The 25014-nt window shown below is 69.2% G+C and carries 21 protein-coding genes, 1 tRNA gene and 1 riboswitch; of the genes, 15 read left to right on the top strand and 7 right to left on the bottom strand.

All coding sequences use genetic code 11. The features are described 5' to 3' along the window. Positions 1 to 8: 8 nt before the first annotated feature. The 7 genes from ACG02S_RS17080 (at position 9) to ACG02S_RS17050 (ending at position 5363) form a co-directional block, all read left to right on the top strand. Positions 9 to 1739 carry a tetratricopeptide repeat protein gene (locus ACG02S_RS17080; RefSeq protein ID WP_394471682.1) on the top strand — a complete coding sequence of 577 codons (1731 nt, stop codon included), beginning with the start codon at positions 9 to 11 and terminating at the stop codon, positions 1737 to 1739. After that, positions 1736 to 2263 (top strand): outer membrane lipoprotein LolB, encoded by a 528-nt coding sequence (locus ACG02S_RS17075; RefSeq protein ID WP_394471681.1) that lies wholly within the window; start codon positions 1736 to 1738, stop codon positions 2261 to 2263. Before ACG02S_RS17080 ends, ACG02S_RS17075 begins: the two co-directional genes overlap by 4 nt. Beyond that, complete coding sequence (locus ACG02S_RS17070) at positions 2247 to 3161, top strand: 4-(cytidine 5'-diphospho)-2-C-methyl-D-erythritol kinase (RefSeq protein ID WP_394471680.1); 915 nt, start codon at positions 2247 to 2249, stop codon at positions 3159 to 3161. Before ACG02S_RS17075 ends, ACG02S_RS17070 begins: the two co-directional genes overlap by 17 nt. A gap of 39 nt (positions 3162 to 3200) precedes the next feature. After that, a tRNA-Gln gene (locus tag ACG02S_RS17065) sits at positions 3201 to 3277 on the top strand. A gap of 69 nt (positions 3278 to 3346) precedes the next feature. After that, positions 3347 to 4309, top strand: a complete 963-nt coding sequence (locus ACG02S_RS17060) for a ribose-phosphate pyrophosphokinase (RefSeq protein ID WP_394471679.1) — start codon at positions 3347 to 3349, stop codon at positions 4307 to 4309. Between the two features lie 77 nt (positions 4310 to 4386). Continuing rightward, positions 4387 to 5010 carry a 50S ribosomal protein L25/general stress protein Ctc gene (locus ACG02S_RS17055; RefSeq protein ID WP_394471678.1) on the top strand — a complete coding sequence of 208 codons (624 nt, stop codon included), beginning with the start codon at positions 4387 to 4389 and terminating at the stop codon, positions 5008 to 5010. Between the two features lie 56 nt (positions 5011 to 5066). Beyond that, entirely contained in the window at positions 5067 to 5363 is a 297-nt protein-coding gene (locus tag ACG02S_RS17050; protein ID WP_394471677.1) for a hypothetical protein, read from the top strand. Positions 5364 to 5383: 20 nt separating this feature from the next. Here the strand turns inward: ACG02S_RS17050 and ACG02S_RS17045 are convergent, their stop codons facing one another. The 7 genes from ACG02S_RS17045 to ACG02S_RS17015 form a co-directional block, all read right to left on the bottom strand. Then, on the bottom strand, positions 5384 to 5692 hold the full coding sequence (locus tag ACG02S_RS17045) for a hypothetical protein (RefSeq protein WP_394471676.1): 309 nt from the start codon (positions 5690 to 5692) through the stop codon (positions 5384 to 5386). Positions 5693 to 5925: 233 nt separating this feature from the next. Next, entirely contained in the window at positions 5926 to 6309 is a 384-nt protein-coding gene (locus ACG02S_RS17040; protein ID WP_394471675.1) for a hypothetical protein, read from the bottom strand. Continuing rightward, positions 6306 to 7391, bottom strand: a complete 1086-nt coding sequence (locus ACG02S_RS17035; RefSeq protein ID WP_394471674.1) for a hypothetical protein — start codon at positions 7389 to 7391, stop codon at positions 6306 to 6308. The genes ACG02S_RS17040 and ACG02S_RS17035 overlap by 4 nt, the downstream gene beginning before the upstream one ends. A gap of 406 nt (positions 7392 to 7797) precedes the next feature. Further along, a complete protein-coding gene (locus tag ACG02S_RS17030; protein ID WP_394471673.1) occupies positions 7798 to 9174 on the bottom strand; it encodes an efflux transporter outer membrane subunit in 1377 nt (458 codons plus the stop codon). After that, entirely contained in the window at positions 9171 to 12284 is a 3114-nt protein-coding gene (locus ACG02S_RS17025; protein ID WP_394471672.1) for a multidrug efflux RND transporter permease subunit, read from the bottom strand. Before ACG02S_RS17025 ends, ACG02S_RS17030 begins: the two co-directional genes overlap by 4 nt. Continuing rightward, positions 12281 to 15403, bottom strand: a complete 3123-nt coding sequence (locus ACG02S_RS17020; RefSeq protein ID WP_394471671.1) for an MdtB/MuxB family multidrug efflux RND transporter permease subunit — start codon at positions 15401 to 15403, stop codon at positions 12281 to 12283. Before ACG02S_RS17020 ends, ACG02S_RS17025 begins: the two co-directional genes overlap by 4 nt. Before the next feature lie 12 nt (positions 15404 to 15415). Continuing rightward, positions 15416 to 16714, bottom strand: a complete 1299-nt coding sequence (locus tag ACG02S_RS17015; RefSeq protein ID WP_394471670.1) for an MdtA/MuxA family multidrug efflux RND transporter periplasmic adaptor subunit — start codon at positions 16712 to 16714, stop codon at positions 15416 to 15418. Positions 16715 to 16788: 74 nt separating this feature from the next. On the opposite strand from ACG02S_RS17015, the gene pth reads away from it, so the two are divergent. From pth to cobO, 8 genes are all read left to right on the top strand, one after another. Continuing rightward, the gene (gene pth / locus ACG02S_RS17010; protein WP_394471669.1) at positions 16789 to 17421 is read left to right on the top strand and encodes an aminoacyl-tRNA hydrolase; all 633 of its coding nucleotides are present in this window, start codon (positions 16789 to 16791) and stop codon (positions 17419 to 17421) included. Between the two features lie 411 nt (positions 17422 to 17832). Next, positions 17833 to 18065, top strand: a riboswitch (cobalamin riboswitch). Positions 18066 to 18130: 65 nt separating this feature from the next. Continuing rightward, positions 18131 to 19999, top strand: a complete 1869-nt coding sequence (locus tag ACG02S_RS17005) for a TonB-dependent receptor domain-containing protein (protein ID WP_394471668.1) — start codon at positions 18131 to 18133, stop codon at positions 19997 to 19999. A 10-nt stretch (positions 20000 to 20009) separates the two neighbouring features. Continuing rightward, positions 20010 to 20567 carry a bifunctional adenosylcobinamide kinase/adenosylcobinamide-phosphate guanylyltransferase gene (cobU, locus tag ACG02S_RS17000; RefSeq protein WP_394471667.1) on the top strand — a complete coding sequence of 186 codons (558 nt, stop codon included), beginning with the start codon at positions 20010 to 20012 and terminating at the stop codon, positions 20565 to 20567. Then, positions 20560 to 21417, top strand: a complete 858-nt coding sequence (locus tag ACG02S_RS16995; RefSeq protein WP_394471666.1) for an ABC transporter substrate-binding protein — start codon at positions 20560 to 20562, stop codon at positions 21415 to 21417. The genes cobU and ACG02S_RS16995 overlap by 8 nt, the downstream gene beginning before the upstream one ends. After that, complete coding sequence (locus tag ACG02S_RS16990; protein WP_394471665.1) at positions 21414 to 22394, top strand: FecCD family ABC transporter permease; 981 nt, start codon at positions 21414 to 21416, stop codon at positions 22392 to 22394. Before ACG02S_RS16995 ends, ACG02S_RS16990 begins: the two co-directional genes overlap by 4 nt. Further along, positions 22391 to 23149, top strand: a complete 759-nt coding sequence (locus ACG02S_RS16985; protein WP_394471664.1) for an ABC transporter ATP-binding protein — start codon at positions 22391 to 22393, stop codon at positions 23147 to 23149. Before ACG02S_RS16990 ends, ACG02S_RS16985 begins: the two co-directional genes overlap by 4 nt. After that, positions 23146 to 24438, top strand: coding sequence for a cobyrinic acid a,c-diamide synthase CobB (locus ACG02S_RS16980; RefSeq protein ID WP_394471663.1), 1293 nt, complete (start codon positions 23146 to 23148; stop codon positions 24436 to 24438). Before ACG02S_RS16985 ends, ACG02S_RS16980 begins: the two co-directional genes overlap by 4 nt. A 6-nt stretch (positions 24439 to 24444) precedes the next feature. After that, complete coding sequence (gene cobO / locus ACG02S_RS16975; RefSeq protein WP_394471662.1) at positions 24445 to 25014, top strand: cob(I)yrinic acid a,c-diamide adenosyltransferase; 570 nt, start codon at positions 24445 to 24447, stop codon at positions 25012 to 25014.

Genomic DNA, 25014 nt, shown 5'->3' with positions numbered 1-25014 from the left:
TCCTTCGCATGCCTCTTCCCGTCCGTCGCGCCGTCTGCGCTGCCGCCCTGTCGCTGCTGGGGCTGCATGCCCAGGCCCAAGAGGCGCCGGCCACGCCCGTCACCAACTCGACGATGGACGCGCCGTTGTTCTACCAACTGCTGATCGGCGAGCTGGAGCTGAACGGCGGCCAGGCCGGCGTGGCCTTCCAGGTGCTGCTGGACGCCGCCCGCCGTACCGGCGACGAGGAATTGTTCAAGCGCGTCGTCCAGATTGCGCTGAAGGAGCGCGCCGGCGACCAGGCCCTGATGGCCGCCCGCGCCTGGGCCGAGACGCAGCCGACGTCCGTCGAAGCGCACCAGAGCGTGGTGCAGCTGCTGGCACTGATGAACAAGCCGGCGGAGGTGCCGCAGCCGCTGGCCACGCTGCTGCGTGTGGCACCTGCCGTGCAGCGCCCGGGCCTCATCGCCGCGCTGCCGCGCCTGTTCCAGCGTTCGCCCGACCCCAGGGCCGTGCTGACCGCGCTGACGCCGGTGCTGCAGGCGCAGACCGGCGCACTGAAGCCCGCGGCGCTGTACACCGAGGCGCGGCTTGCGCTGAACGCGGGCGAGAACGCTCGCTCGCTGGCGCTGACGCGCGAGCTCGGCCAGGCCCTGCCGGACAGCGATGACGCGATGCAGCTCGCGGTGGACCTGCTGCCCGCCGAACCGCAGGCGGAGGCCCTCATCACCGCGCGTCTGAACGCCAAGCCTGAACAGCACGCGCTGCGCCAGGCCTACGCACGCGCGCTGGTGAAGGCGCAGCGCCCGGCCGAGGCGGGCCGCGAGTTCCGCGTGCTGACCGAGCAGACGCCCGACAACGTCGCCGCCTGGCTCGCGCTCGGCGCGATCGAGCTGGAGCTGAAGAACCCCGCCGCCGCCGAGACGGCGCTGCGCGAAGGCCTGAAGCGCCTGGACACCCCTGCCGCCGGCACCGACGCCGAGATCCGCGCGCGCGCCGAAGGCCGGCAGAGCGGCTGGCTGATGCTGTCGCAGGCGGCCGAGCAGCGCGGCGACCTGAAGGGCGCCGAGGCCGCGCTGCAGAAGATCGACAGCAACAGCACGGCCGTGACCTTCCGCCGCGCCAGCCTGCTGGCCCGCCAGGGCAAGCTGGCGGACGCGCGCAAGCTGCTGCAGCCTGCCGCGGGCGCCAGCGACGACACCGTGCGCGGCGCGCTGCTGGCCGAAGCTCAATTGCTGCGCGATCAGAACGACCATGCCGGCGCGTTCACCGTGCTGAAGAGCGCCTCGGAACGCTTCAAGGACGACGCCGACCTGGTCTACGAGCAGGCCATGATGGGCGAGAAGCTGGGCCGTTTCGACGAGATGGAGCGCCTGCTGCGCCGGGTCATCGAGATCAAGCCCGATCACCACCACGCCTACAACGCGCTCGGCTATTCGCTGGCGGATCGCAACGTGCGGCTGCCCGAGGCCAAGGAGCTGATCGAACGTGCGCTGAAGCTGGCGCCGGGCGAACCCTTCATCGTCGACAGCCTGGGCTGGGTCGAGTTCCGCCTGGGCAACCTGACTGAGGCGGCACGCCTGCTGCGCCAGGCCCATGCCGGGCGCCCCGACGCCGAGATCGCCGCGCACCTGGGCGAGGTGCTGTGGGCAAGCGGCGCACAGGACGAGGCCCGGCGCGTGCTGGCCGACGCTGCGAAGCGCGAGCCTGACAACGCGGCCCTGCGCGAGACGATGAACCGACTGAAGCTGAACCCATGAAAGCCGCACTCCTCGTCCTTGCGCTGGCCCTTGCCGGCTGCGCACAGGTGCCCAAGACGCCACCGTCCACCACCGCCGAGACACGCCTGGGCGGGCGCATCAGCGTGACCGTGGCCGGCGACGCCCACAAGCGCGGCACCGGCGGCGCGGCCAGTTTTGAGCTGTTCGGTGGGCCGCAGGCTGGCCGGCTGGAGCTGACATCGCCGCTGGGCTCGCTGGTCGCACGCGCGAGCTGGCAGCCGGGCCGCGTCACGCTGCAGACGCCCGACGACGAACGCCGCTTCGACGACCTCGACGCGCTGACCCGCGAGCTGCTGGGCGAGCCGGTGCCCGTGGCCGCGTTGTTCGACTGGCTGCAGGCCCGGCCTTGGGCGGCAGCGCCTCACCAGAAGACGGCCGGCGGCTTCGAGCAACTGGGCTGGCGCATCGAGCCCAAGCTGCCCAGCCTCGTGGCCACGCGTCTGGCCGATCCCGTCGTCACGCTGCGCGCCAAGCTGGAAGGGAGCGATGAAGGCACTCCATGACCTGGCCGCGCCGGCCAAGCTGAACCTGTTCCTGCACGTGGTCGGCAAGCGCGCCGATGGCTATCACCTGCTGCAATCCGTGTTCGTGCTCATCGACTGGGCCGACACGCTGCACATCGAGCGGCGCGCCGACGGTCGACTGCAGCGCCACGATGTGCCGGGCGACGGTCATGCCGAATTGCCAGCCGACGACCTGTGTCTGCGCGCCGCGCGGCTGCTGCAGGCCGAGACCGGCTGCACGCTGGGCGCGGACATCCACCTGGAGAAGCGCCTTCCCGCCGGTGCCGGCATGGGCGGCGGCTCGTCCGACGCGGCCACCACGCTGCTGGCGCTGAACCGGTTATGGGATCTGCAGCTGCCGCTGCCACGCCTGCTGCAGCTGGGCTTGAAGCTCGGCGCCGACGTGCCCTTCTTCCTCGGCGGCGGCCCGGCTTTCGTCGAAGGCATCGGCGAGATCCTGCACCCCATCCAGTTGCCGGAGCAGCGCTTCGCCATCCTCAAAGGACCTGCGGGCTTGTCGACCCAGGCTATTTTTTCAAGCCCGTTGTTGGCAAGGTCCGAAAATCTGGCTATAGTCACGGGCTTTCCCGCCTCGGCAGGAACTGCAGAACAAATCGCAGCAGGCTTTGGTCAAGACTTCGGTCGCAACGACTTGCAGCCCGCAGCAGAAGCGATCAGCAGTGAAGTACGAGACGCGTTGCAACTGATGTCGAAGCAATTCGGCAACGCCCGGATGACGGGCTCAGGCGCGGCGGTGTTTTCGGTACTCGCCGAGGATGGAATAGATGGCAAGGACGACCAGTCCCTGGCGACATTGCTGCAGGCTCAGCCTGCAGAGTGGACAGGTCGAATCTGCCGCAGTCTGGCTCAACACCCGCTCGCGGGCTGGGCCGACTGACAAGGTTTACGGGTTCGGCCGCCAGGCCGGGTCCTGTGTAGGGGAGTCGCCAAGTTGGTCAAGGCATCGGATTTTGATTCCGACATGCGAGGGTTCGAGTCCTTCCTCCCCTGCCAAATTCTTTTGATACTTCGCTGAACCGGCGCGCGCTTCAGCGAGCCACTGACTGACACCAGAGGCTCCAAGTGCTGCTCAACACGGTTCTCTTCACCGGCAACGCGAACCCGGTTCTCTCTCAGGAAATCGCCACCCATCTCGGTCTCGAGCTGGGCAAGGCTGTCGTCGGCCGCTTCTCAGACGGCGAGGTCACCGTCGAAATCCAGCAGAACGTCCGCGCCCGCGACGTGTTCGTCGTGCAGCCCACCTGCGCGCCGACGAACGAGAACCTGATGGAGCTGCTGATCATGGTCGACGCGCTCAAGCGCGCCAGCGCCCGCCGCATCACGGCCGTGATCCCCTACTACGGCTACGCCCGCCAGGACCGCCGCCCGCGCTCCACCCGCGTGCCCATCTCGGCCAAGGTCGTCGCCAACCTGCTGGAGACCGTGGGCGTCGAGCGCGTGCTGACGATGGACCTGCACGCCGACCAGATCCAAGGCTTCTTCGACATCCCGGTCGACAACATCTACGCTTCGCCGGTACTGCTGTCGGACCTGAAGAGCCGCAACTACAGCAACCTGGTCGTCGTGTCGCCCGACGTCGGCGGCGTGGTGCGCGCCCGCGCGCTGGCCAAGCAGCTGGGCTGCGATCTCGCCATCATCGACAAGCGCCGCCCGGCCGCCAACGTGTCCGAGGTGATGCACGTCATCGGTGACATCGAAGGCCGCAACTGCGTGATCATGGACGACATGATCGACACCGCCGGCACGCTGGTGAAGGCGGCCGAGGTGCTGAAGGCGCGCGGCGCCAAGAGCGTCTACGCCTACTGCACCCACCCCATCCTGTCGGGCCCGGCTATCGAGCGCATCGCCGGCTCGCAGCTGGACGAGGTCGTCATCACGAACACGATCCCGCTGACCGACGCAGCCAAGGCCTGCAAGAACATCCGCCAGCTGTCGGTGGCGTTCCTGTTTGCCGAGACCATCCGCCGCATCTCTGACGGCGAGTCGGTCACCTCCCTTTTCTCCGAGCAGAACAACAACTTCTGATCGGAACACTCGGCCGTCGCAAGACGGCTTTTTCAACGGCGCCTGGTCGCGGGTGCCGTTCTCTTTTGGAGAAAACCATGAAGTTTGTTGCTTTCGAGCGCAAGTTGCAGGGGACCGGAGCGAGCCGCCGCCTGCGAGTGGCCGGCAAGGTGCCCGGCATCGTTTACGGCGCCGGTGAGCCCGCACTGATCGAACTCGATCACAACGCGCTGTACCACGCCCTCAAGAAGGAAGCCTTCCACAGCTCCCTGCTGGACATGGAGCTGAACGGCTCGGTCACGCAAGTGCTGCTGCGCGACTTCCAGATGCACCCCTACAAGCCGCAAGTCAATCACATTGACTTCCAGCGCGTGGACGCCACGACCAAGATCACGAAGAAGGTGCCGCTGCACTTCATCGGCGAAGAGAACTCGGTGGCCGTGAAGACCGACAAGAACACGGTCAACCACGTCATCACCGAGCTGGAAATCACCTGCCTGGCCCAGCAACTGCCCGAGTTCATCGAGGTGGACCTGTCCGGCCTGACCGCAGGTCACTCGCTGCACGTCAATGATGTGAAGCTGCCGGCCGGCGTCAAGGTCGTCACCCACGGCAAGCCGAACCCCGTCGTCGCGACGCCGGTGGCACCGGTGGCGGAAGAAATCATCGTCGCCGCCGCTCCGGCCGCCGACGACAAGAAGGGCAAGAAGGGCAAGAAGTAATTCCTGCCGGCTTCAAGCCAACGCAAAGGGCTTCTTCTTGAACTGCACCCCAAAGGTTGGACACCAATCCAACCGATGGGGTGTTTTCATTGGCAAAGCATGACGAGAGCCTGAAGCTCGAAATTGTTCAGGCCTATCTGGCTGGACCGATTGGGTACAAAGCCCTCGCCAAGCAGTACGAGGTGGTGCCGTCCGCCCGCCTGGCTTCAAAAGGCACTTCAGCGAGCGCCTCGTCATCCGGCCGCCGGGCACGCCACCAGTTCGCAAAGGCGTTGACCTGGTCGAGGGCTGCCTGCGGATCGCCACCGTTGTGGCCGTCGTTGGCGTGGATCCACGGCGGCAGGGGCGCTTGACAGCTCAGGCGACGCAGCCCTCACGACGCCAGCTCCACCAGTTCTTCGAGCACCTCAGCCCGGACGCGCTCGGCCGTTGCGCGGAACGCTTCGCGATCCACGTCCATCGAAGCCAAGAGCCCTAGGTTGGCGATCATCAGCGCCTGATCGAAGTCCACCGACCGGGACAGCAGGTCTTGTAGGCCCGAACTGGCAGCTGCGGCCAGACTCCTGGCGGCGGCTCCGAACTTGTCCTGGAGTGCGGCCCACATGTTGACTGGCCAGGTGGCCAACTCGTCCGCGCAGTCCCGGCGGTCCCGTAGGACGGTGAGATAGGCCAGCGCCAGCACTCGACCCAGGTCCTTGTTTGAGCGCTTCTGCGTCGTGCCAGCGATGAGGGTCTACGCGGGGGTGGTGGAGCAAGTTGGCGAGAGCCATCATCTCCGGCCGCGCGATGTGGAGGTCATGGCTGGTCCGAATGGGCTGCCACTCGGCCAAAGCCAAGAAGTCGAAGCTGGCGATGGAGAAGTCGCCTACTGAGGTTTGCAGCCTGCGCAGCTTCTTGCGCGACGGGTCGCCAGGCTCAAAGCTTGGCGGCGCCGAGAGCAGTTCCAGGAACCAGGGGCTCGTATCGGCGCCAGGCGGCAGCAGTCGGACCCGCGGCAAAGCTTCCAGCGGATCTGTTGCCGACCCCGGGAGCTCCAAACGCACGGTTTTCCCGAAGCGTCCAGTGGGCCTCAAGCAGTTGCTCGGTCACGTCTTCGGCCGCCGCCACAGCGCGGGCCCAGGGACTGAATAGGCAGTCCACATCCTCGGTTCGAATAGCGCGGGCGCCATCGCCCGCGAAGAAGTAGTAGCCCGCGGCGAGGCCGCCGACGACGATGACGTTTGCCCGTGCCGACTCCGGCAGGGCGGCGGCCACGCTGGCGAGAACCTCGGACGGTGAAATCGCTTCGTCGATCTTCATCGGTGCATCCCTCTGGCGCGGTCGACAAGGAAGCTGGCCATCTGTTGCGCCTGGGCCTCAAGCCCCATTTCCATCAGGTCAGCCAGGCAGTCCAAGCTGGGGGCAGCATTCCCGCTCGCACCGGTCGTGTCGGCCAACGGTCTCTGCTCGTGGAGCACGAGGCTGGGCTGCAAGAAGGGGTGACCATGCGCGAAAGGCTTGATCGGCTGTAGGCCCGCATCAAGATGGCGCGCGATGCCGTCGGCGCTGCCATAGACGCAGAGATCCAGCCTCGGCGCGGCAGTGAGGTCCAGGTCGGAATAGTGCTCTTTGGCGCCAATCACGCCCCCAATCTGCACGTCCAGGCCGATCCGCCCGGAGGCCTGCAGTTTCAGGAGGCGTGACGCCATCTCGGCTGGCGACCTGTTCATCCCGCTAACGTCCGTGTACCAAGCTAGCTTGCGCGTCTTCGCGTACTCCTGAGCCAGCTTCTGCAGGATGGGCCCGCTGATGTCGTCAATGACCGTGACCATGAGCGACTGCACCCGCACGACATTGGCAGCTCGCAGATCGGCGTGTGCTGCTGCGACCGTGGGACGGCTCGCGCCAGTGAGGCGCTGCGTTTGCGTGATGCTGGAGCCTTGGAAACCGTCAAGCCACCGTTGCACCAAGGTGGCCATCACATGCTGGCGGGACACGCGGGGTGCGGCCGCCTCGCCACCGTCCCGTTGGATAGCAGCCCGCAAGTCATCTAGCAGGCCTTCGGTTCCACGGGGCAGGGTGCCTTGGAAATCTTGGTCTACGGCCATGGCCAAGTAGACGCGCTCGGCAAGGTCGGGTCGCAGCAGCTCACGAAATGTTGAAAGCTCCTCCTCCAGACGCTGGGACGACAGCCGACTCTCGTACACCAGACAGAGGGCGTCGGCGTCAGGGCGCTGCGCAAGCGCTGTGACCAGCGATAGGAGCGCGTTCCGCACGTCACGCATCGAATGCGTGCGCTTGATCTCCACGATCACGTTGCGGCCAGTGGGGGTCGCGAGGGTCAGGTCAAAGCCAAGGTCTTCCACGAGGCAGAAAAGTTGCAACTGAGGGATCAGTCGCAACCATAGCCCAAAGGTTGCAACTAAAGGATGAGTAGCAACCTGTCCGGTTAGGTTGCAACCAAACACATGTTGGGCAGCCGCTGGAACTTGCAGCCAGTCTTCTTCGCGGGCTTCTCGGTGAGATCCACTCATCGCCTCAACGCTCCATCCGGCCGGCAGCAGGAGGTGGCTTGCGCAGCATCGTTGTGGACGCGATAGATGCCATCGCGATGTTCGAGCGCGATGGCACGGCGGGCGAAGGCCCGCTGGAGACGTTGGGAAGAGGAAGTCATGCTGCGCTCGGCGTCAGGGCCGAGACGAAAGGACACGTCCGGCGCGCACATCCAGAAGGTGGCGGCCAGGAAAGCCCTTCTTGCAGCAGCAGGTCAAGAAAGAGGCTCCCAGTATGGCGGCCTCTTCGCCTGCATCAGCCCGGCGGCAGGCGCCCGCCCAGGTTCTTCAACAGCACGTTGGCCGCCGCCAACTGGCGGTTGCGGGCGCTCAGCACAGCGGCCTCGGCAGACAGCGCCGAGGCTTGTGCGGCACTGACGTTCAAATAGCTGACCGTGCCCGCACGGTATTGGTCCAGCACGATCTGCAGGTTGCGCTGCGCGGCCTCCAGCGAATCGGTCTGCAGCGCCAGTTGGACGCCGGTCTCGGCCAGCACCACGAGGTTGTCCTCGACCTCCTGGAAGGCCGTCAACACGGTCTGGCGGTAGGTCGCCGTGGCGGCATCGGCGGACGCCCGTGCCTGCGCGCTGGCGAGCTGGCGCTGCCCGCCGTCCAGCAGCGGCGCCGCGATGGCAGCGCCCAATGACCACACGAGGTTGGGCGCCGACACCAGGTTGGACCACGACGCGCCGCGGTAGCCGGCGCTGGCCGACAGGTCGATGCTCGGGAAGAACGCCGCGTCGGCAATGCCGATCTGCGCATAGGCCGCGACCTGACGCTCGCGTGCAGCGGTGATGTCGGGGCGCTGGGCCAGCAGCGTGGACGGCAGCAGCGTGGGCACGGGCGGCAGCGCTGGCAGGCTCGCGCTGGCAGGCAACTGGAACTCAACCGGCGCGCGACCCACCAGCGTCGCCAGTGCGTTCTGCAGCTGCGCGCGCTGGCTTCTCGCATCGGCCAGCGACGACTGCGCATTGCGCAGCTGCGTGCGCGCCTGCAGCACGTCGGTCTGGGCGACGACGCCGCCAGCGTAGCGGGCCTGCGTCAGCTCCAGCGCGCGCTCGTTGGCGGCCACGGTGCGTTCCAGTAGCGCTTGCTGGGCCTCGGCGGTGCGCAGCGACAGGTAGGTCTGCGTCAACGTCGCATGGGCCGACAGCTGCAGCGCGGCCAGGTCAGCTTGGCTGGCGCGGTAGCTCGCGCCGGCTGCCTTCACGCCGGCGGCAAGGCGCCCCCACAGGTCGATCTCCCAGGCTGCATTGGCCGTCAGCGAGTTCGTGGTGGCGACCTTGTCCTCGCTGGCCGACCTTGCGGTGCCAGCGCCGACGGACAGCGTCGGGAACAGCGCCGCACTGCTGGCCTGCACGACCGCACGCGCCGACGCGACGCGAGCGAGCGCGGCGGCAAGGTCCTGGTTGCCGACAGTGAGGGCGGCCTGCAGCTCGTCCAGCACCGGGTCGTTGAACAGCGCCCACCAGGCTTGCGGCACGGCGACGTCGGCCGCCACGCGCTGCCACTCGGTCGAACCTCTGAACGCGGCAGGCGGCGGCGCATCGGCGAGTGGACTGGGCGCCGTCGCGGCGCAGCCGGCCAGCAGCAGGGACAGCGTCAGCGGGACGAATGCGGGGATGGATTTCATGGGTAGGCGGCTGCAGCGGCGGTCCGGGGCGTGGCGGTTGGCCTGCGCCTGCGGCTGAGCCGGTCCATGCAGCAGAACACGACGGGCGTGGTGTAGAGGGTCAGCAGCTGACTGAGCAGCAGGCCGCCGACGATGGAGATGCCCAGCGGCACGCGCAGCTCAGCGCCTTCGCCGTGGCCCAGCGCCAGCGGCACGGCACCGAACACGGCGGCCACGGTGGTCATCAGGATGGGCCGCAGCCGCAGCAGCGCGGCACGGTAGATGGCCGCGCCCGGTGCAAGGCGGCTGCCCCGCAGTTCGGCGTCGCGCTGCGACGAGATGGCGAAGTCCAGCATCATGATGGCGTTCTTCTTCACGATGCCGATCAGCAGGACCACGCCGATCAGCGCAATGATGGAGAACTCCGTGTTGAAGGCCATCAAGGCCAGCAGCGCACCCACGCCGGCAGACGGCAGCGTGGACAGGATCGTGATCGGGTGGATGAGGCTCTCGTACAGCATGCCCAGCACCAGGTAGATGGTCACGACGGCCGCGAGGATCAGCAGCGGCTGCGACTTCAGCGACGCCTGGAACGCCTGCGCCGTGCCCTGGAAGCTGCCGCGCACCGACACCGGCGCGCCGCTGCGGGCCACGGCGTCGTTGACGGCGGCGACCGCATCGGACAGCGACACGCCTTCGGCCAGGTTGAAGCTGATCGTGCTGGCCGGCGTGCCGCTCTGGTGGCTCACCGACAGGGGCGCGGACGTCGTCTCCACGCGCGCCACGCTGGCCAGCGGCACCTGTTGGCCGCCGGAGCCGGTCAGCAGCAGGCTCTGCAGCGTCTGCGGGCTCTGCAGCCACGGCGGCGCCAGGCCCATGACGACGCGGTACTGGTTCAGCGGGTTGTAGATGACGCCCACCTGCCGCTGCCCGAACGCGTCGTTCAGCACGTTGTCGAACGCGCTCATCGTCAGGCCGTGGCGGGTCAGCGCGTCGCGGTCCACCACCAGGGAGGTCTGCACGCCCTTGTCCTGCTGGTCGGTGTTGACGTCGGTGATCTCGGGCACCTCGGTCAGCGCGCGGCGGATGCGCGGCTCCCAGGTGCGCAGATCGGCCAGCTCGTCGGCCTGCAGCGTGTACTGCCACGATGAGTTGGACTGCCGTCCCCCGATGCGGATGTCCTGCACCGGCGCGAGGAACATGTTGGCGCCGGGCACCTTGGCCAGCTTGCCGCGGAGCCGGGCGATGACGGCGTCCACGCTCTCGCGGCGCTCGGACAATGGCTTCAGGCTGATGAACATGTTGGCGCTGTTGCTGCGCCCGCCGCCGGTGAAGCCGGTCACGTTGGCCACGGCGGGGTCAGCGCGCACGATGTCGTGGAAGGTGCGCAGCTTGCCCTGCATGGACTGGAAGGAACTGGCCTGGTCCGCCTGCACGCCGCCGATCATCAAGCCCGTGTCCTGCTGCGGGAAGAAGCCCTTGGGGATGGCCACGTACAGATGCACGTTCAGTGCGACGACGCCGGCGAGCACCGCCAACGCGACGGGCTGGTGGCGCAACGTCCAGCGCAGCGAACGTCGATAGCCGCGCACCATCGCATTGCCGATGCGGCCCAGCCAGCGTGCGAAGCGCCCCGGCGGCCTGGCTTTGTCATGGGGGCGCAGCAGTGTGGCGGCCATCATCGGTGTGGTGGTCAGCGACACGACCATGGACACCAGGATGGCCACCGACAGCACCACCGCGAACTCGCGGAACAGCCGACCCACGATGCCGCCCATCGCCAGGATGGGGATGAACACCGCGATCAGGCTCAGCGAAATGGAGACGACCGTGAAGCCGATCTCGCGCGCGCCCTTCAGCGCGGCCTCGCGCGGCGCCATGCCGCGCTCGATGTGGCGGCTGATGTTCTCCAGCACGACGATGGCGTCGTCGACGACGAAGCCGGTCGCCACCGTCATCGCCATCAGCGACAGGTTGTCGATGCTGTAGCCCAGCAGGTACATGACGCCGAAGGTGCCGGCCAGGGACACCGGCACCGCCACCGCCGGTAGCAGCGCCGCGCGCAGCCGGCGCAGGAACACGAACACGACCACGATGACCAGCCCGAACGAGATGGCCAGCGTGCGCTGCACCTCGTCGATGCTGCCGCGTATGGTCATCGTGCGGTCCATCATCACGTCCAACGAGATGGCCGGCGAGATGGACGCACGCAGCTGCGGCAGCAGGCCGCGCACGGTGTCCACGGTCTTGATGATGTTGGCGTCGGGGGCCTTGTTCAGGATCAGCAGCACCGCCGACTTTCCATTGGCGAGGCCGTCGTTGCGGATGTCCTGCACGCTGTCGGTCACGTCAGCCACGTCGCGCAGCCGCACCGCGGCGCCATTGCGGTAGCTGATGATCAGCGGCGCATAGTCCGCTGCCGTGCGCGCCTGGTCATTGGCCGCGATCTGCCAGTTGCGGGCATCGCTCTCCAGCAGCCCCTTCGGACGGTTGGCGTTGGTGGCGACGACCGCCGCGCGCACCTGTGACAGCGCGATGCCCTGCGCCGACAGCTTGTTCGGGTCCAGGTCAATGCGCACCGCCGGCAACGCCCCGCCGCCCACCGTGACCTGGCCCACGCCGTCCACCTGTGACAGCCGCTGCGCCAGCACGGTGCTGGCGGCGTCGTACATCTGTCCGCGCGTCAACGTGTCCGACGTCAGCGCCAGGATCATGATGGGCGCGTCGGCCGGGTTGACCTTGCGGTACGTCGGGTTGCCAGGCATGCCGGTGGGCAGCAGCGCACGCGACGCGTTGATGCCGGCCTGCACCTCGCGCGCGGCGCCGTCGATGTCGCGACTGAGGTCGAACTGCAGCGTCACCCGCGTGCTGCCCAGCGAAGACGACGACGTGATCTCCGTGACGCCGGCAATGGCGCCCAGCGTGCGCTCCAGCGGCGTGGCCACGGTGGCGGCCATCGTGTCGGGGCTGGCGCCGGGCAGCGAGGCGCTGACCGAGATGGTCGGGAACTCCACCTGCGGCAGCGGCGCGATGGGCAGCAGCAGGTAGGCAATGGCCCCGGCAAGCGCGACGCCGCACGTGATCAGCGCCGTGCCGATGGGACGCTCGATGAAGACGCGCGAGAGGTTCACGCCGAAGCCTCAGCCGTCTTGCCGCGACCGCGCTTCAACCGCGCGGCCAGCGCCGAGAAGCCCAGGTAGATGACCGGCGTCGTGAACAGCGTCAGCAGCTGGCTGACGATGAGGCCGCCCACCATCACCACACCCAGCGGATGGCGCAGTTCACTGCCCACGCCAGTGCCCAGCATCAGCGGCAGCGCGCCCAGCAACGCGGCCATCGTCGTCATCAGGATGGGGCGGAAACGCAGCAGGCAGGCTTGATGGATGGCCTCACGCGGCGCCATCCCCATATCCCGCTCGGCCTCCAGCGCGAAGTCGATCATCATGATCGCGTTCTTCTTGACGATGCCGATCAGCAGCACGATGCCGATGATGGCGATGATGTCCAGGTCGAGCCGGAAGGCCAGCAGCGCCAGCAGCGCGCCCAGCCCGGCGGACGGCAGCGTGGACAGGATGGTCAGCGGGTGGATGGTGCTTTCGTACAGCACACCCAGCACGATGTACATCGTCACGATGGCCGCCAGGATCAGCAGCAGCGTGCTGGTGAGCGAAGCCTGGAAGGCCAGCGCCGCGCCCTCGAAGCGCGTCTCCACGCTGAGCGGCAGCTGCAGCGCCGCCACCTCGGCCTGGATGGCCTGCACCGCTTCGCCCAGCGACGCGCCCGGCGCGAGATTGAACGACACGGTGGACGACGGGAACTGCGCGATGTGGTTGACCGCCAGCGGCGCCAGCCGCTCGCTGAAACGCGCCACCGAGCTGAGCGGCACCTGCACGCCGCCGGTGCCGGGCACGTAGAGCTTGTTCAGCCCGTCCAGACCGTCGCGAAAGCTGGGCGCCACCTCCAGCACGACGCGGTACTGGTTGCTCTGCGTGAAGATGGTGGAGATCAGCCGCTGGCCGAAAGCGCTGTACAGCGTGCTGTCGATGGCCGCGACGCTGACGCCCAGCCGGCCGGCTGCGTCGCGGTCGATATCGACAAAGGCCTGCAGCCCCTGCTCCTGCTGATCGCTGGCCACGTCGGCCAGCTGCGTCAGGCTGCGCAGCCGCTCCAGCACGGCGGTGGTGGCGCGGCTCAGCTCCGCCGAATCCGGCGAGGACAGCGTGAACTGGTACTGCGTCTTGGCGATGCGGTCCTCGATGGTCAGGTCCTGCACGGGCTGCAGGTACAGCGCAATGCCCGGCACGTTGCGCACGGCCTCGGTGATGCGCCGCGTCACCTCGGGCGCCCGCGGCCGGCCGCTGTCCAGCGGCTTCAGCACGATCTGCAGCCGGCCCTGGTTCAGCGTCGTGTTGCCGCCGTCCACACCGATGAAGGACGACACGCTCTGCACCGCCGGGTCCTGCAGCACGCGCTCGGCCAGGCGCTGCTGGTGCTCGGCCATCGCACCGAACGACACCGACTGCGCCGCCTCGGTGATGCCCTGAATCTGCCCGGTGTCCTGCACTGGAAAGAAGCCCTTGGGCACCATCAGGTACAGCACGGCCGTCAGCCCCAGAGTCGCGACGAAGACCAGCAGCGTCGCCGCCGAGCGGTCCAGCACCCAGGTCAGCATGCGGCCATAGCCGGCGATGGTGCGGTCGAACATGTCGCCCACCGCATGCCACAGCCGGCCGTGGTCCTCGGGATGCTCGTGCTTCAGCAGCCGCGCGCACATCATGGGCGTCAACGTCAGCGACACGAAGGCCGAGATCAGGATGGAGACGGCCAGCGTGATCGCAAACTCGTGGAACAGTCGGCCCACCACGTCGCCCATGAACAGCAGCGGGATCAGCACCGCGATCAGCGACACGGTCAACGAGATGATGGTGAAGCCGATCTGCTTGGAGCCGGTCAGCGCCGCGGCGAACGCGCTGACGCCCTCGCCGCCCTCCTCCATGTGCCGCGCGATGTTCTCGATCATGACGATGGCGTCGTCCACGACGAAGCCAGTGGAGATCACCAAGGCCACCAGCGTCAGGTTGTTGATCGAAAAACCGGCGAGATACATGACGCCGAAGGTGCCCACCAGCGACACCGGCACCGCGACGGCCGGGATGATGGTGGCCGGCAGGCTGCGCAGGAAAACGAAGATGACGCCGATGACCAGCACGATGGCGAACAGCAGCTCATGCTGCACATCGCGCACCGACGCGCGGATGGTCTCGGTGCGGTCGCCCAGCACCTGCACGTCGATGGAGGCCGGCAGCGACGCCTGTAGCTGAGGCAGCACGGCGCGCACGCGGTCCACCGTCTCGATGACATTGGCGCCCGGCTGGCGTTGTACGTTCAGGATGACGGCGGTCGTGGACGGCTGGCCGCTGCTGCCGGCCCACGCGGCCAGGCGCAGGTTTTCTGCGTCGTCCACCAGTTGGGCCACGTCGCGCAGCCGCACCGCGTTGCCGCTCTTGTAGGCGATGACGAGGTTGGCGTACTCGGCCGCGCTCTTCAACTGGTCGTTGGCATCCAGCGTGGACGCGCGCAGCGGGCCGTCGAAGCTGCCCTTGGACTGGTTCACGTTGGCCGCCGCGATGGCGGTGCGCACGTCGTCGATGGACAGCCCCAGCGTGGCCAGCGCGCCGGGGTTGGCCTGGATGCGCACGGCCGGCCGCCGGCCGCCGGCGATGCCCACCATGCCCACACCAGGCACCTGCGACAGCTTCTGCGCCAGCCGGCTCTCCACCAGGTCGTGCACACGCGTGACCGGCAGCGTCGTGGAGCTGACGGCCAGCGTCAGCACCGGCGCGTCGGCTGGGTTGACCTTGCTGTACACCGGCGGCATGGGCAGGTCCGACGGCAGCAGGTTGCTGCCGGCGTTGATGGCCGCCTGCACCTCCTGCTCGGCCACGTCCAGGGACACGCTGAGGTCGAAGCGCAGCGTGATGACCGAGGCGCCGCCCGAGCTGGTGGATGACATCTGCCCCAGGCCCGGCATCTGGCCGAACTGGCGCTCCAGCGGCGCGGTGACGGAGGACGTCATCACGTCGGGGCTGGCGCCGGGGTACAGCGTCGTGACCTGGATGGTGGGGTAGTCCACCTCGGGCAGGGCCGCCACCGGCAGCAGCCGGTAGGCCAGCGCGCCGGCCAGCACAATGGCCAGCATCAGCAGCGACGTGGCCACCGGCCGCTCGATGAAGAGGCGTGACGGGTTCATCGCAGCGTCCCGTCAGCGGTCCGAAGCTGCCGAGGCTGCGGACGCCGCCGCCGCGCCGCGGTTGCGCCCCCGGCCACCCGGCGCCGAAGCGCCACCGGCCGGCGCCGTGATGACCTCGGCCTTGCCGCCGTCGCGCAGCCGGTCGGCCCCGTCGGTGACGACCTGCTCACCCGGCTTCAGCGCGCCTTGCACCGCTGTCCAGTCGCCGTCGGTGGCCAGCAGCTGCACCTTGCGCAGCGTCACCGTGCCGTCGGCGATGACGTAGACGAAGCTGCCTGGCGCACCACGCTGCACGGCGGCGGCCGGCACCACCAGCGCGTCCTTGAGCACGTCCAGCTGCAGGCGCACGTTGACGAACTGGTTGGGGAACAGGCTGCCGTCCTGGTTGTCGAACAACGCCTTGACCTTGATCGTGCCGGTCGTCGCGTCGATGGCGTTGTCGGTGCTGGCCACGCGCCCCTCGGCGAGCTTCACGCGGCGCTCGCGGTCCCAGGCCTGCACGGGCAGCGCCTGCTTGCCCGACAGCTGCTCGCGGATGCGCGCCAGCCGCGCGTCCGGTACCGCGAACACGACCGCCGCCGGCTGCATCTGCGCGATGGTCAGCAGGCCGTTGGCATCGTTCGGGCCCACGTTGTTGCCCAGGTCGGCCTGCTTCAGGCCCACCTGGCCCGCGATGGGCGCAGTGACCTGCGTGTACGACAGCTGCAGCTTCGCATTGGCGACGCTCGCCTGGTCGGACAGCAGCGTCGCCTCCAGCTGGCGCACCAGCGCCTGCTGCGTGTCCAGCTGTTGGCGCGGCGCGGCCTCCTTGGCGACCAGGTCCTTGTACCGGGCCAGGTCGGCGCGGGCGTTCTCCAGCTGCGCCTGGTCGCGCGCCAGCGTGGCCTGCGCCTGGTCGCGGGCGATCTCCAAGGGCCGCGGGTCGATCAGCGCAAGCACCTGGCCGGCCTTCACGGCTTGGCCTTCCTTGAAGTAAATCGCCTTCAGCTCGCCGCTGACCTTCGCACGCACCACGGCCGTGTTGGCGGCGGCGATGCTGCCGATGGCGTCCACCACCACCGGCATGTCGCGCTGCTGCACACGCGCGGCAGACACCGGCTGCGGGCCGCTGCGGCCGAAGCGCCCGCCAGCCGGGCGGCCGGCGCCTGCGGCGCCCGATGCGGCAGACGCCGCAGCGTCGCGGCCATCGGCCGCACTGCGACCCGTCCACCACCAACCGGCCAGCGCGAGGGCCACGACGGCCAGCGCGACCAACACCCATGTCCGCGCGGCCCCTGCCGACAACCTGCCCCTGGAATCCTTGTTCTTCATCCGGTCCACTCCTGGTTGCGCGCAGTGTCCCGGCCGAATGTAGCTGCCACGTTGCTGGCCGCTACGATCCTGAAATGATCAAGTTGATGGTTGGCCTGGGCAATCCGGGCACCGAGTACGAGGACACGCGGCACAACGCCGGTTTCTGGTGGATAGACGGCCTGGCGCGCGGGCTAAAGGCCTCGCTGCAGCCCGACAAGGCCTATCACGGCCTGGTGGCGCGCGTGAACAACGCGCCCGGCGCCAGCGGCCCGCTCTGGCTGCTGGAACCCATGACCTACATGAACCTGTCCGGCAAGTCGGTCGCGGCACTGGCACGCTTCTTCAAGATCGAGCCGCAGGAGATCCTGGCCGTGCATGACGAACTGGACCTGGCGCCCGGCGAGATGAAGTTCAAGCTGGGCGGGGGCGACGGCGGCCACAACGGCCTGCGCGACATGCGCGCGCAACTCGGCAGCGGCGACTTCTGGCGGCTGCGGCTGGGCATCGGCCACCCGGGCCACAAGGCCGAGGTGGCCAACTACGTGCTGCGCAAGCCGCCTCTGGCCGAGCGCCAGGCGGTGGAGGACTGCATCGAGAAAAGTTACGGCGCCGTCGAGCTGATGCTGCGGGGTGAGATGGACAAGGCACTGGCCAAGATTCACGCCAAGCCGCCCCGCCCCAAGCCCCCCAAACCGGCGCCGCCGGGCGACGCTCCCGCCCCGTGAGCAAGACCCTGGTGCTGCTGCTGACCCTGTGCATCGCGCTGCCGCTGGCGGCGCAGACCCAGGTCTGACGCGCCCAGGTCTACCGCGGCGGGCCTGACGGCCGCGACCTGCGCGACTCGCCCTGCCCCGCCGGCCGCGGCGCCAGCAGCAGCGCCGCCATCGACTTCGACGGACCCAGCGCCGCCGACAGCCGCGCGGCGCGTGCGCACCATCTGCCGGAAGCGAAACAGGCCGCCGCGCTGGCGTCGGCACGGCGCGCCAGCGCGGCCGAGGCGCGCCGCCAGCGTGGCTACGCGTCGTTCCAGAGGCTGCCGACCGCAGCGCAGCCGGCCAGCGGCCCGCAGGTCACCACGTTGAATCCGCCCTAGACGGCCAAGCGCCGCAAGCCCGGATCGGCCGCCAGCAGCGGCCGATAGAATGCGCGCCGTTGGTGCTCGCACCCGGTTCCAAGCCGGGTGCAGTTCAACGGGAATCAGGAGGGCACGCCGCCACGCGGCACGCCTAACCTGAGCTGTCCCCGCAACGGTAAGTGGACGAGGCCCCGTGCCTCACTGCTCGACTCACAAGCCACTGGTGCACCACACCGGGAAGGCGTCGAACGGATGTCCACCAGCCCGGATACCGGCCAACAACGGGGCTGTTTCGAACAGCCGTTTTTCAGCCTTGCTGCGGGGGTCAGCACGGCTGGTTGATCGTTCGCGTCTTTCTCATGTCTCAACTGTCCATTGCGGCCCGTCGGCCGCTGCTCGCCTTGTCCGTGCTGGCCTTGGCTGCGTCCGCACACGCTCAGTCCAACAAGCTCGACACCGTCGTCACCACCGCCACGCGCTCGCCGCAGAAGCTGTCCGAGGTGCTGGCCGACCTGACCGTCATCAACCGCGCCGACATCGAGCGCCAGGCTGCCGCCAGCCTGGCGGATCTGCTGCGCAACAACGGCTGCGCCGAGATGGTCCGCAACGGCGGCCCGGCCGCGACGACGTCCATGTTCCTGCGCGGCGCCGACAGCCGCCACACGCTGGTGCTGATCGACGGCGTGAAGGTCGACTCGCAAAGCACCGGCGGCGCCAGCTGGCAAGGCCTGCCGCTGTCGCAGATCGAGCGTGTGGAAGTGCTGAAGGGCCCGGCCAGCGCCATCTACGGCTCCGACGCCGTCGGCGGCGTGGTGCAGATCTTCACGCGCAAGGGCGGTGGCCGCACCAGCGCCGACCTCGGCGTGGCGGCCGGCAACCTGGGCGCCTACAAGGCCGACGCCGGCCTCTTCGGCGCGGCCGGCATCTTCGACTACGCCATCACCGGCGCATTCGAGGGCACCGATGGCTTCAATGCGACGACGCCCGAATCCACCTTCAGCTACGTGCCCGACCGCGACGGCCACCGCAAGCGCCAGGCCATGGTGCGCGTGGGCGCGCAGTTCAGCGCCGAGCAGCGCGTCGAGGCTCTGGTCATGCGCACCTACACGCGCGGCCAGTATGACGGCAGCCGCTCGCGGCCGCTGGTGGACGACATCACCAAGCAGGACGCCGACGCCGCACGCCTGGCCTGGACGGCGCAATGGACTCCCGACCTGCAGACGCAGCTGAGCTTCGGTGAATCGCGCGACCGCTACGAGACCACCCCGTCGCCCTACCTGACCGACACGCGCGTGCGCAACCTCGCGCTGACTGGCTTCTACAAGCTGGCCGCCGGCCAGCAGCTGAACTTCACGGCCGAGCGCATCGAAGACAAACTGGATAACAGCGGCCTCGTGACCGCCGGCGTCGGCAAGCGCGACCGCGACGGTTTTGGCCTGGGCTATCTGCTGTCGGCCGGCGCCTTCGACCTGCAAGCCCATGCCCGCCACGACCGCGACAGCCAGTTCGGCGACGTCAACACCGGCACGCTGTTGGCAGGCTACGAGATCGCCCGAGGCCTGCGCGCGGTGGGCTCGGTGGGCAACGCCTTCCGCGCACCGACGATCTACCAGCAAGGCACCGTCTACGGCCCCGACCTCAGCAAGCCCGGCGTGACCCCGCTGGACGCTGAGCGCGGCCGCAACGTGGAGATGGCGTTGAAGTGGAACAGCGGCGCGCACGAGCTGTCTGCCACGGCCTACCGCAACCGCATCAGCAACCTCATCGTCTTCGGCGCCGCCGGCACCTGCAACAGCAATTTCGGCTGCTACCAGAACGTCGCCAAGGCACGCCTGCAAGGCGTGAGCCTGGCCGGCGCCACGACGCTGATGGCCGTCAACCTGCGCGCCACGCTGGACCTGCAGAAACCCACCAACACCGCCGACGGCAAGCTGCTGGCCCGCCGCGCCAAGCGGCTGGCCACAGTGAATGCCGACTGGGTGCTGGGCGACTGGACGCTGGGGGCGGGCGTGCAAGCCGCAGGCGCCCGCTTCGACGATGCGCTCAACACGCGCAAGCTGGGCGGCTACGCGCTGCTGAACCTGAGCGCGCAGATCGCCGTCAGCCGCGAGGTGAAGCTGCAGTTCAACGTCGACAACGTGTTCAAGCGTGAGTACCAAACGGCCTACGGCTATGCCTCGTCGCCGATGACCGCGCTGGCCTCGCTGCGCTGGACACCCCAGCTGTAATACGAGCCCGATGAGCGCGCACGAACTCATCGTCGGTGGCCAGCGCAGCGGCAAGTCGCACCAGGCCGAAAGGCTGGCGTTGCGCTGGCAGGCGCTCGGCGGCCATGTGGCCGTCGTCGCCACCGCGTTGGCGGCCGATGAGGAGATGCGTGCGCGCATCGCCCACCACCGAGCCACTCGGCCGGCGGGCTTTGACACCATCGAAGCGCCGCTGGCCTTGGTTGCGGCCCTTCAACAGCTCGACGAGGCTGGCACGCTGGTCATCGTCGACTGCCTGACGCTGTGGCTGACGAACTGGTTGATGCCCATGAGCGGCACACCAGACACCGTCGGCTGGCAGGCCGAACGCAACGCGCTGCTGGCCTTGCTGCCCCGGCTGCAGTCCCGCGTCGTCTTCGTCTCCAACGAGGTCGGCTGGGGCATCTCGCCGCTGGGTCGCGAGGTGCGCGAGTACGTGGACGAACTTGGCCGCCTGAACCAGGATGTGGCCCGCCGCTGCGGGCAGCTGACACTGATGGTGGCCGGCCAGGCCTGGCCCCGGCCCATCGAGGATTCGCAAGATGCTTAGAAGACTCCTGACCCTTGGCCTGCTGGCCGCCACGCTGCCAGCCGCCGCCGTCGACATCAAGGACGATCTGGGCCACGTCACGCAGATCCCGGCACCGCCGCAACGCATCGTCAGCCTGCTGCCGTCGCTGACCGAGACCGTCTGCGAGCTGGGCGCGTGCGGCAAGCTGGTGGGCGTGGACCGCTACTCCAACTTTCCGGCCAGCGTGAACGCGCTGCCCAAGCTGGGCGGCATGGACGACACCAATGTCGAGCTGATCGCGGCGCTGAAGCCCGACGTGGTGCTGGTGGCCGTGTCCTCGCGCGTGGCCGAGCGGCTGCGGGCACTGGGCATGAAGGTCGTCGCGCTGGAGCCGCGCAGCTACCAGGACGTGCAGCGCGTGCTGAACACCATCGGCCAGATCCTGGCCGTGCCAGACGCGCAGCGCGTCTGGCGCCACATCGAGGCCGGCGTGGCCGCGGCGGCCGGTAGCGTGCCGGCCCAGGCGCGCGGCGTGCGCGTCTACTACGAGGTCGCCAGCGGCCTCTGGGCCGCTGGCCCGGTGTCGTTCATGGGTGAGACGCTGACACGTCTGGGTGCCGGCAACATCATCCCGGCAGACCTCGGCCCCTTCCCCAAGATCAACCCCGAGTTCGTCGTGAAGGCCAACCCGGCGCTCATCATGGTCGGCTCGCGCGGCGCGCAAGGCCTGACGGAGCGGCCGGGCTGGAACCAGATCGACGCGGTGAAGCGCGGCCGCCTCTGCATCTTCAAGCCCGAGGAGGGCGACATCCTCGCCCGCCCCGGCCCGCGCATGGCCGAGGCGGCGCAGATCATGGCCAAGTGCCTGCGCGAGAAGGCCGGCTCGTGAACCTGAGGCCAGGCGTCCTGCTCACGCTGCTGCTGGCCGCCAGCGCGGCCGGCGTGCTGGGCGGCGTGCTGATTGGCAGTACCGGCTGGGCGGACCTGCGCAACGACGACATGGCCGTCATCCTGTGGGACATCCGCCTGCCCCGCTCGCTGGGCGCCTGGTGCGCCGGCGCGCTGCTGGGCATGGCCGGCGCCATCTCGCAGGGCCTGTTCCGCAACCCTCTGGCCGACCCCTACCTGCTGGGTAGCGCCTCCGGCGCGGGCCTGGCCGTTGCCATCGCGCTGGCGCTGACCGGTGTGTCGCCGCACACGTCGTCGCTGCTGGCCCACCTCGGCCTGACCGGCATCGCCTTCGTCGGCACGCTGGTGGGCGTGGGCCTGACGCTGGTGCTGGCGCGCGGCGTGGAGCAGACGCTTCGGCTGCTGCTGGCCGGCGTCGTCGTGGGCGTGGTGTTGAACGCGCTGACTGGCCTGGCCACGCTGTGGGCACCGGACATCCTGCGCGCCATGCAGGCCTTCCTGCTCGGCAACACCGGCCTGCTGGGCTGGCGCAGCGTCGCCGTGATGGCCGGCTGCGGCGTGGCGGCCCTGCTGGTGGGCCTGGTGGCCAGCCCGGCACTGGACGCGCTGACGCTGGGCGAATCCACCGCCGCGTCGCTGGGCGTGCGGCTGCCGCTGGTGCGGCTGCTGCTGATCTTCGCATTCGCGCTGGCCACGGGTGCTGCGGTCGCGCAGACCGGCATCGTCGCCTTCGTGGGCCTGGTGGCGCCGCACCTGGTGCGCAGCATGTGCCCGGTGCTGCACGGCCGGCTCATCCTGCTGTCGGCCGCGGCCGGCGGCGCGCTGCTGCTGGCCGCAGACGTGCTGGCCCGCGCGCTGATCCGGCCGCAGGAGCTGCCGGTGGGCCTGGTCACCGCGCTGCTCGGGGGCGTCTACCTGCTCGTGCTGATGCATCGCCGCGGAGCACCACGCCGATGAACGCGCTGACCGCCCGCATAGCCCGCGTCCGCATCGACGGCCGCGACCTCATCAGCGATATCGACCTCGCCATTCCCGAGTGCCGCTGGACGGCCATCGTCGGGCCCAACGGCGCGGGCAAGTCCACGCTGCTGCGCGCCATCGCCGGCCTGCAGCGCTGCGACGGTGCCGTGCAGCTCGCCGGACGCGCGCTGCACGACTGGCCCGCCCGCGAGCGGGGTCGTCAGCTGGCCTGGATGGGCCAGCAGGAGACCGGCGCCGACGACCTGCTCGCGCAGGACGTCGTCATGCTGGGCCGCCTGCCGCACCGGCCGTGGCTGGCGCCCCCCACCGCAGTGGACCTTGCCACGGTGCAGGCCGCGATGACGGCCACCCAGAGCTGGAATTGGCGCGAGCGCCGGCTGGGTTCGCTGTCCGGCGGCGAGCGCCAGCGCGTGCTGCTGGCCCGCGCGCTGGCCCAGCAGGCGCCGCTCACGTTGATGGACGAGCCGCTGGCTCACCTGGACCCACCGCACCAGGCCGACTGGATGGCGCTGGTGCGCGCGCGCGTGCACAGCGGCCACACGGTCGTCAGCGTGCTGCACGAACTGCACCTGGCCTTGCAGGCCGACCACCTGGTGCTGATGGCCGACGGCCGCATCGTGCACACCGGTTCACCCGCAGACGCGGGCACGCACGACGCGTTGAAGCGCGTGTTCGGCCCGCGTCTTCATATTGCACAGATCGAAGGGCGCTGGGTCGCCCTGCCGCTATGACGACCACTTGCGCCGCGCTGTTCATCAGCGCCCCCTCCTCCGGCTCCGGCAAGACCAGCGTCACCGCCGCCATCGCACGCAGCCACGCACGGCGCGGCCAGCGCGTGCGCGTCTTCAAGACCGGGCCCGACTTCCTGGACCCGAGCATCCTCGAACGCGCCAGCGGGGCGCCCGTCTACCAGCTGGACCTGTTCATGGGCGGCTTCGCGCACTGCCAGGCACTGCTCTCGCAGGCGGCGGCCGAGGCCGACCTGCTGCTGGTCGAAGGCGTTATGGGCTTGTTCGACGGCAAGCCCAGCAGTGCCGATCTGGCCGAGGCCTTTGGCCTGCCGGTGGTCTGCGTCATCGATGCAGCGGCCATGGCCCAGACCTTCGCGGCGCTGGCCACGGGGCTGGCGAACTTCCGGCCCGGGCTGCGGCACCGCGGCGTCGTCGCCAACCGGCTGGGCAGCGCGGCGCACGGCCGCATGGTGGGCGAAGGGCTGCCCGCCGACCTGCCGCTGATCGCCGCGCTGCCGCGGGAACCCCGGCTCACCATGCCGGAGCGCCACCTGGGCCTGGTGCAGGCGCTGGAGCAGCCGGGGCTGGACGTGCAACTCGACGCCTGGGCCGACGCCTGGGAGGCCGCGCTGCAGCCAGGCTTCATGTTCGCGCCCGTGTCCTTCGAGGACGCAATCCATCCGCCGCCGCGGCCGCTGCTGCAGGGCCGCCGCATCGCCATCGCGCGCGACGCGGCCTTCGGCTTCATCTACCCGGCCAACGTCGACACGCTGCACGCGCTGGGCGCCGAGCTGTCGTTTTTCTCGCCTTTGCGACACGAGCCGCTGCCCGACTGCGACGCCGTGTGGCTGCCGGGCGGCTACCCCGAGCTGTACGCCGACCGGCTGGCCGCTCACCCCACGCTGACCGCCTCGCTGGCCGCGCACGTGGCGCGCGCCAAGCCGCTGCTGGCCGAATGCGGCGGCATGCTGACGCTGCTGGACGGCCTGACGGATGTGGCCGGCGAGACGCGCCGCATGGCCGGCCTGCTGCCCGGCCGCGCCCATGTGCAGCAGCGCCTGGCGGCCCTGGGGCTGCAGGCCATCAACTGGCCCGAGGGCCCGCTGCGTGGCCACAGCTATCACTACTCCACGCTGGACACGCCGCTCGTGCCCATCGCCACGGCCAGCAACCCAAACGGCGGCAAGACCGCCGAGGCGCTGTACCAGCAGGGGTCGCTGCGCGCGAGCTACGTGCACCACTACTTCCCGTCCAACGCCGAGGCGGTTGCCGCCTTCTTTGCCGGCTGAATGTCCATGGAAATCGAACCGCCACCCGTCAACCGCGAACGTGTCACCCCCGCCGGCGAGCGCCGTGGGCTCGTGCTGGTGCACACCGGCGACGGCAAGGGCAAGAGCACCGCCGCCTTCGGCCTGGCGCTGCGCGCCCACGGCCGCGGCAAGCCCGTGCTGATCTACCAGTTCATGAAGGTGCCAAGCGCCCGCTTCGGCGAGCACCGCGTGTTCGAGCAGCTGGGCGTGCCCATCATCGGCCTGGGCGACGGCTTCTCGTGGAAGAGCAAGGACCTGGAGCACAGTGCCGAGCTGGCCCGCGAAGGTTGGGCGCGCGCCGAGGCCACCCTGCGCAGCGGCGACCACTTCCTCGTCGTGCTGGACGAGATCATGTACCCGCTGCGCTACGGCTGGGTGGCGCTGGACCAGGTGCTGGCCTGCCTGCGCGAGCGGCCGGCGCACGTGAACGTGGTGCTGACCGGCCGCGGCGCCCCGGCCGAGCTGATCGCCGTGGCCGACACGGTCACGGAGATGACGCTGGTGAAGCATCACTACCAGGCCGGCGTGCCGGCGCAGCGGGGCATCGAGGATTGA

This window comes from Pelomonas dachongensis, assembly GCF_043555865.1.
Lineage (GTDB): Bacteria > Pseudomonadota > Gammaproteobacteria > Burkholderiales > Burkholderiaceae_C > Pelomonas > Pelomonas dachongensis.
Note: the sequence above shows the minus strand (reverse complement) of the source record. Positions and strands in the feature narration are given on the sequence as shown.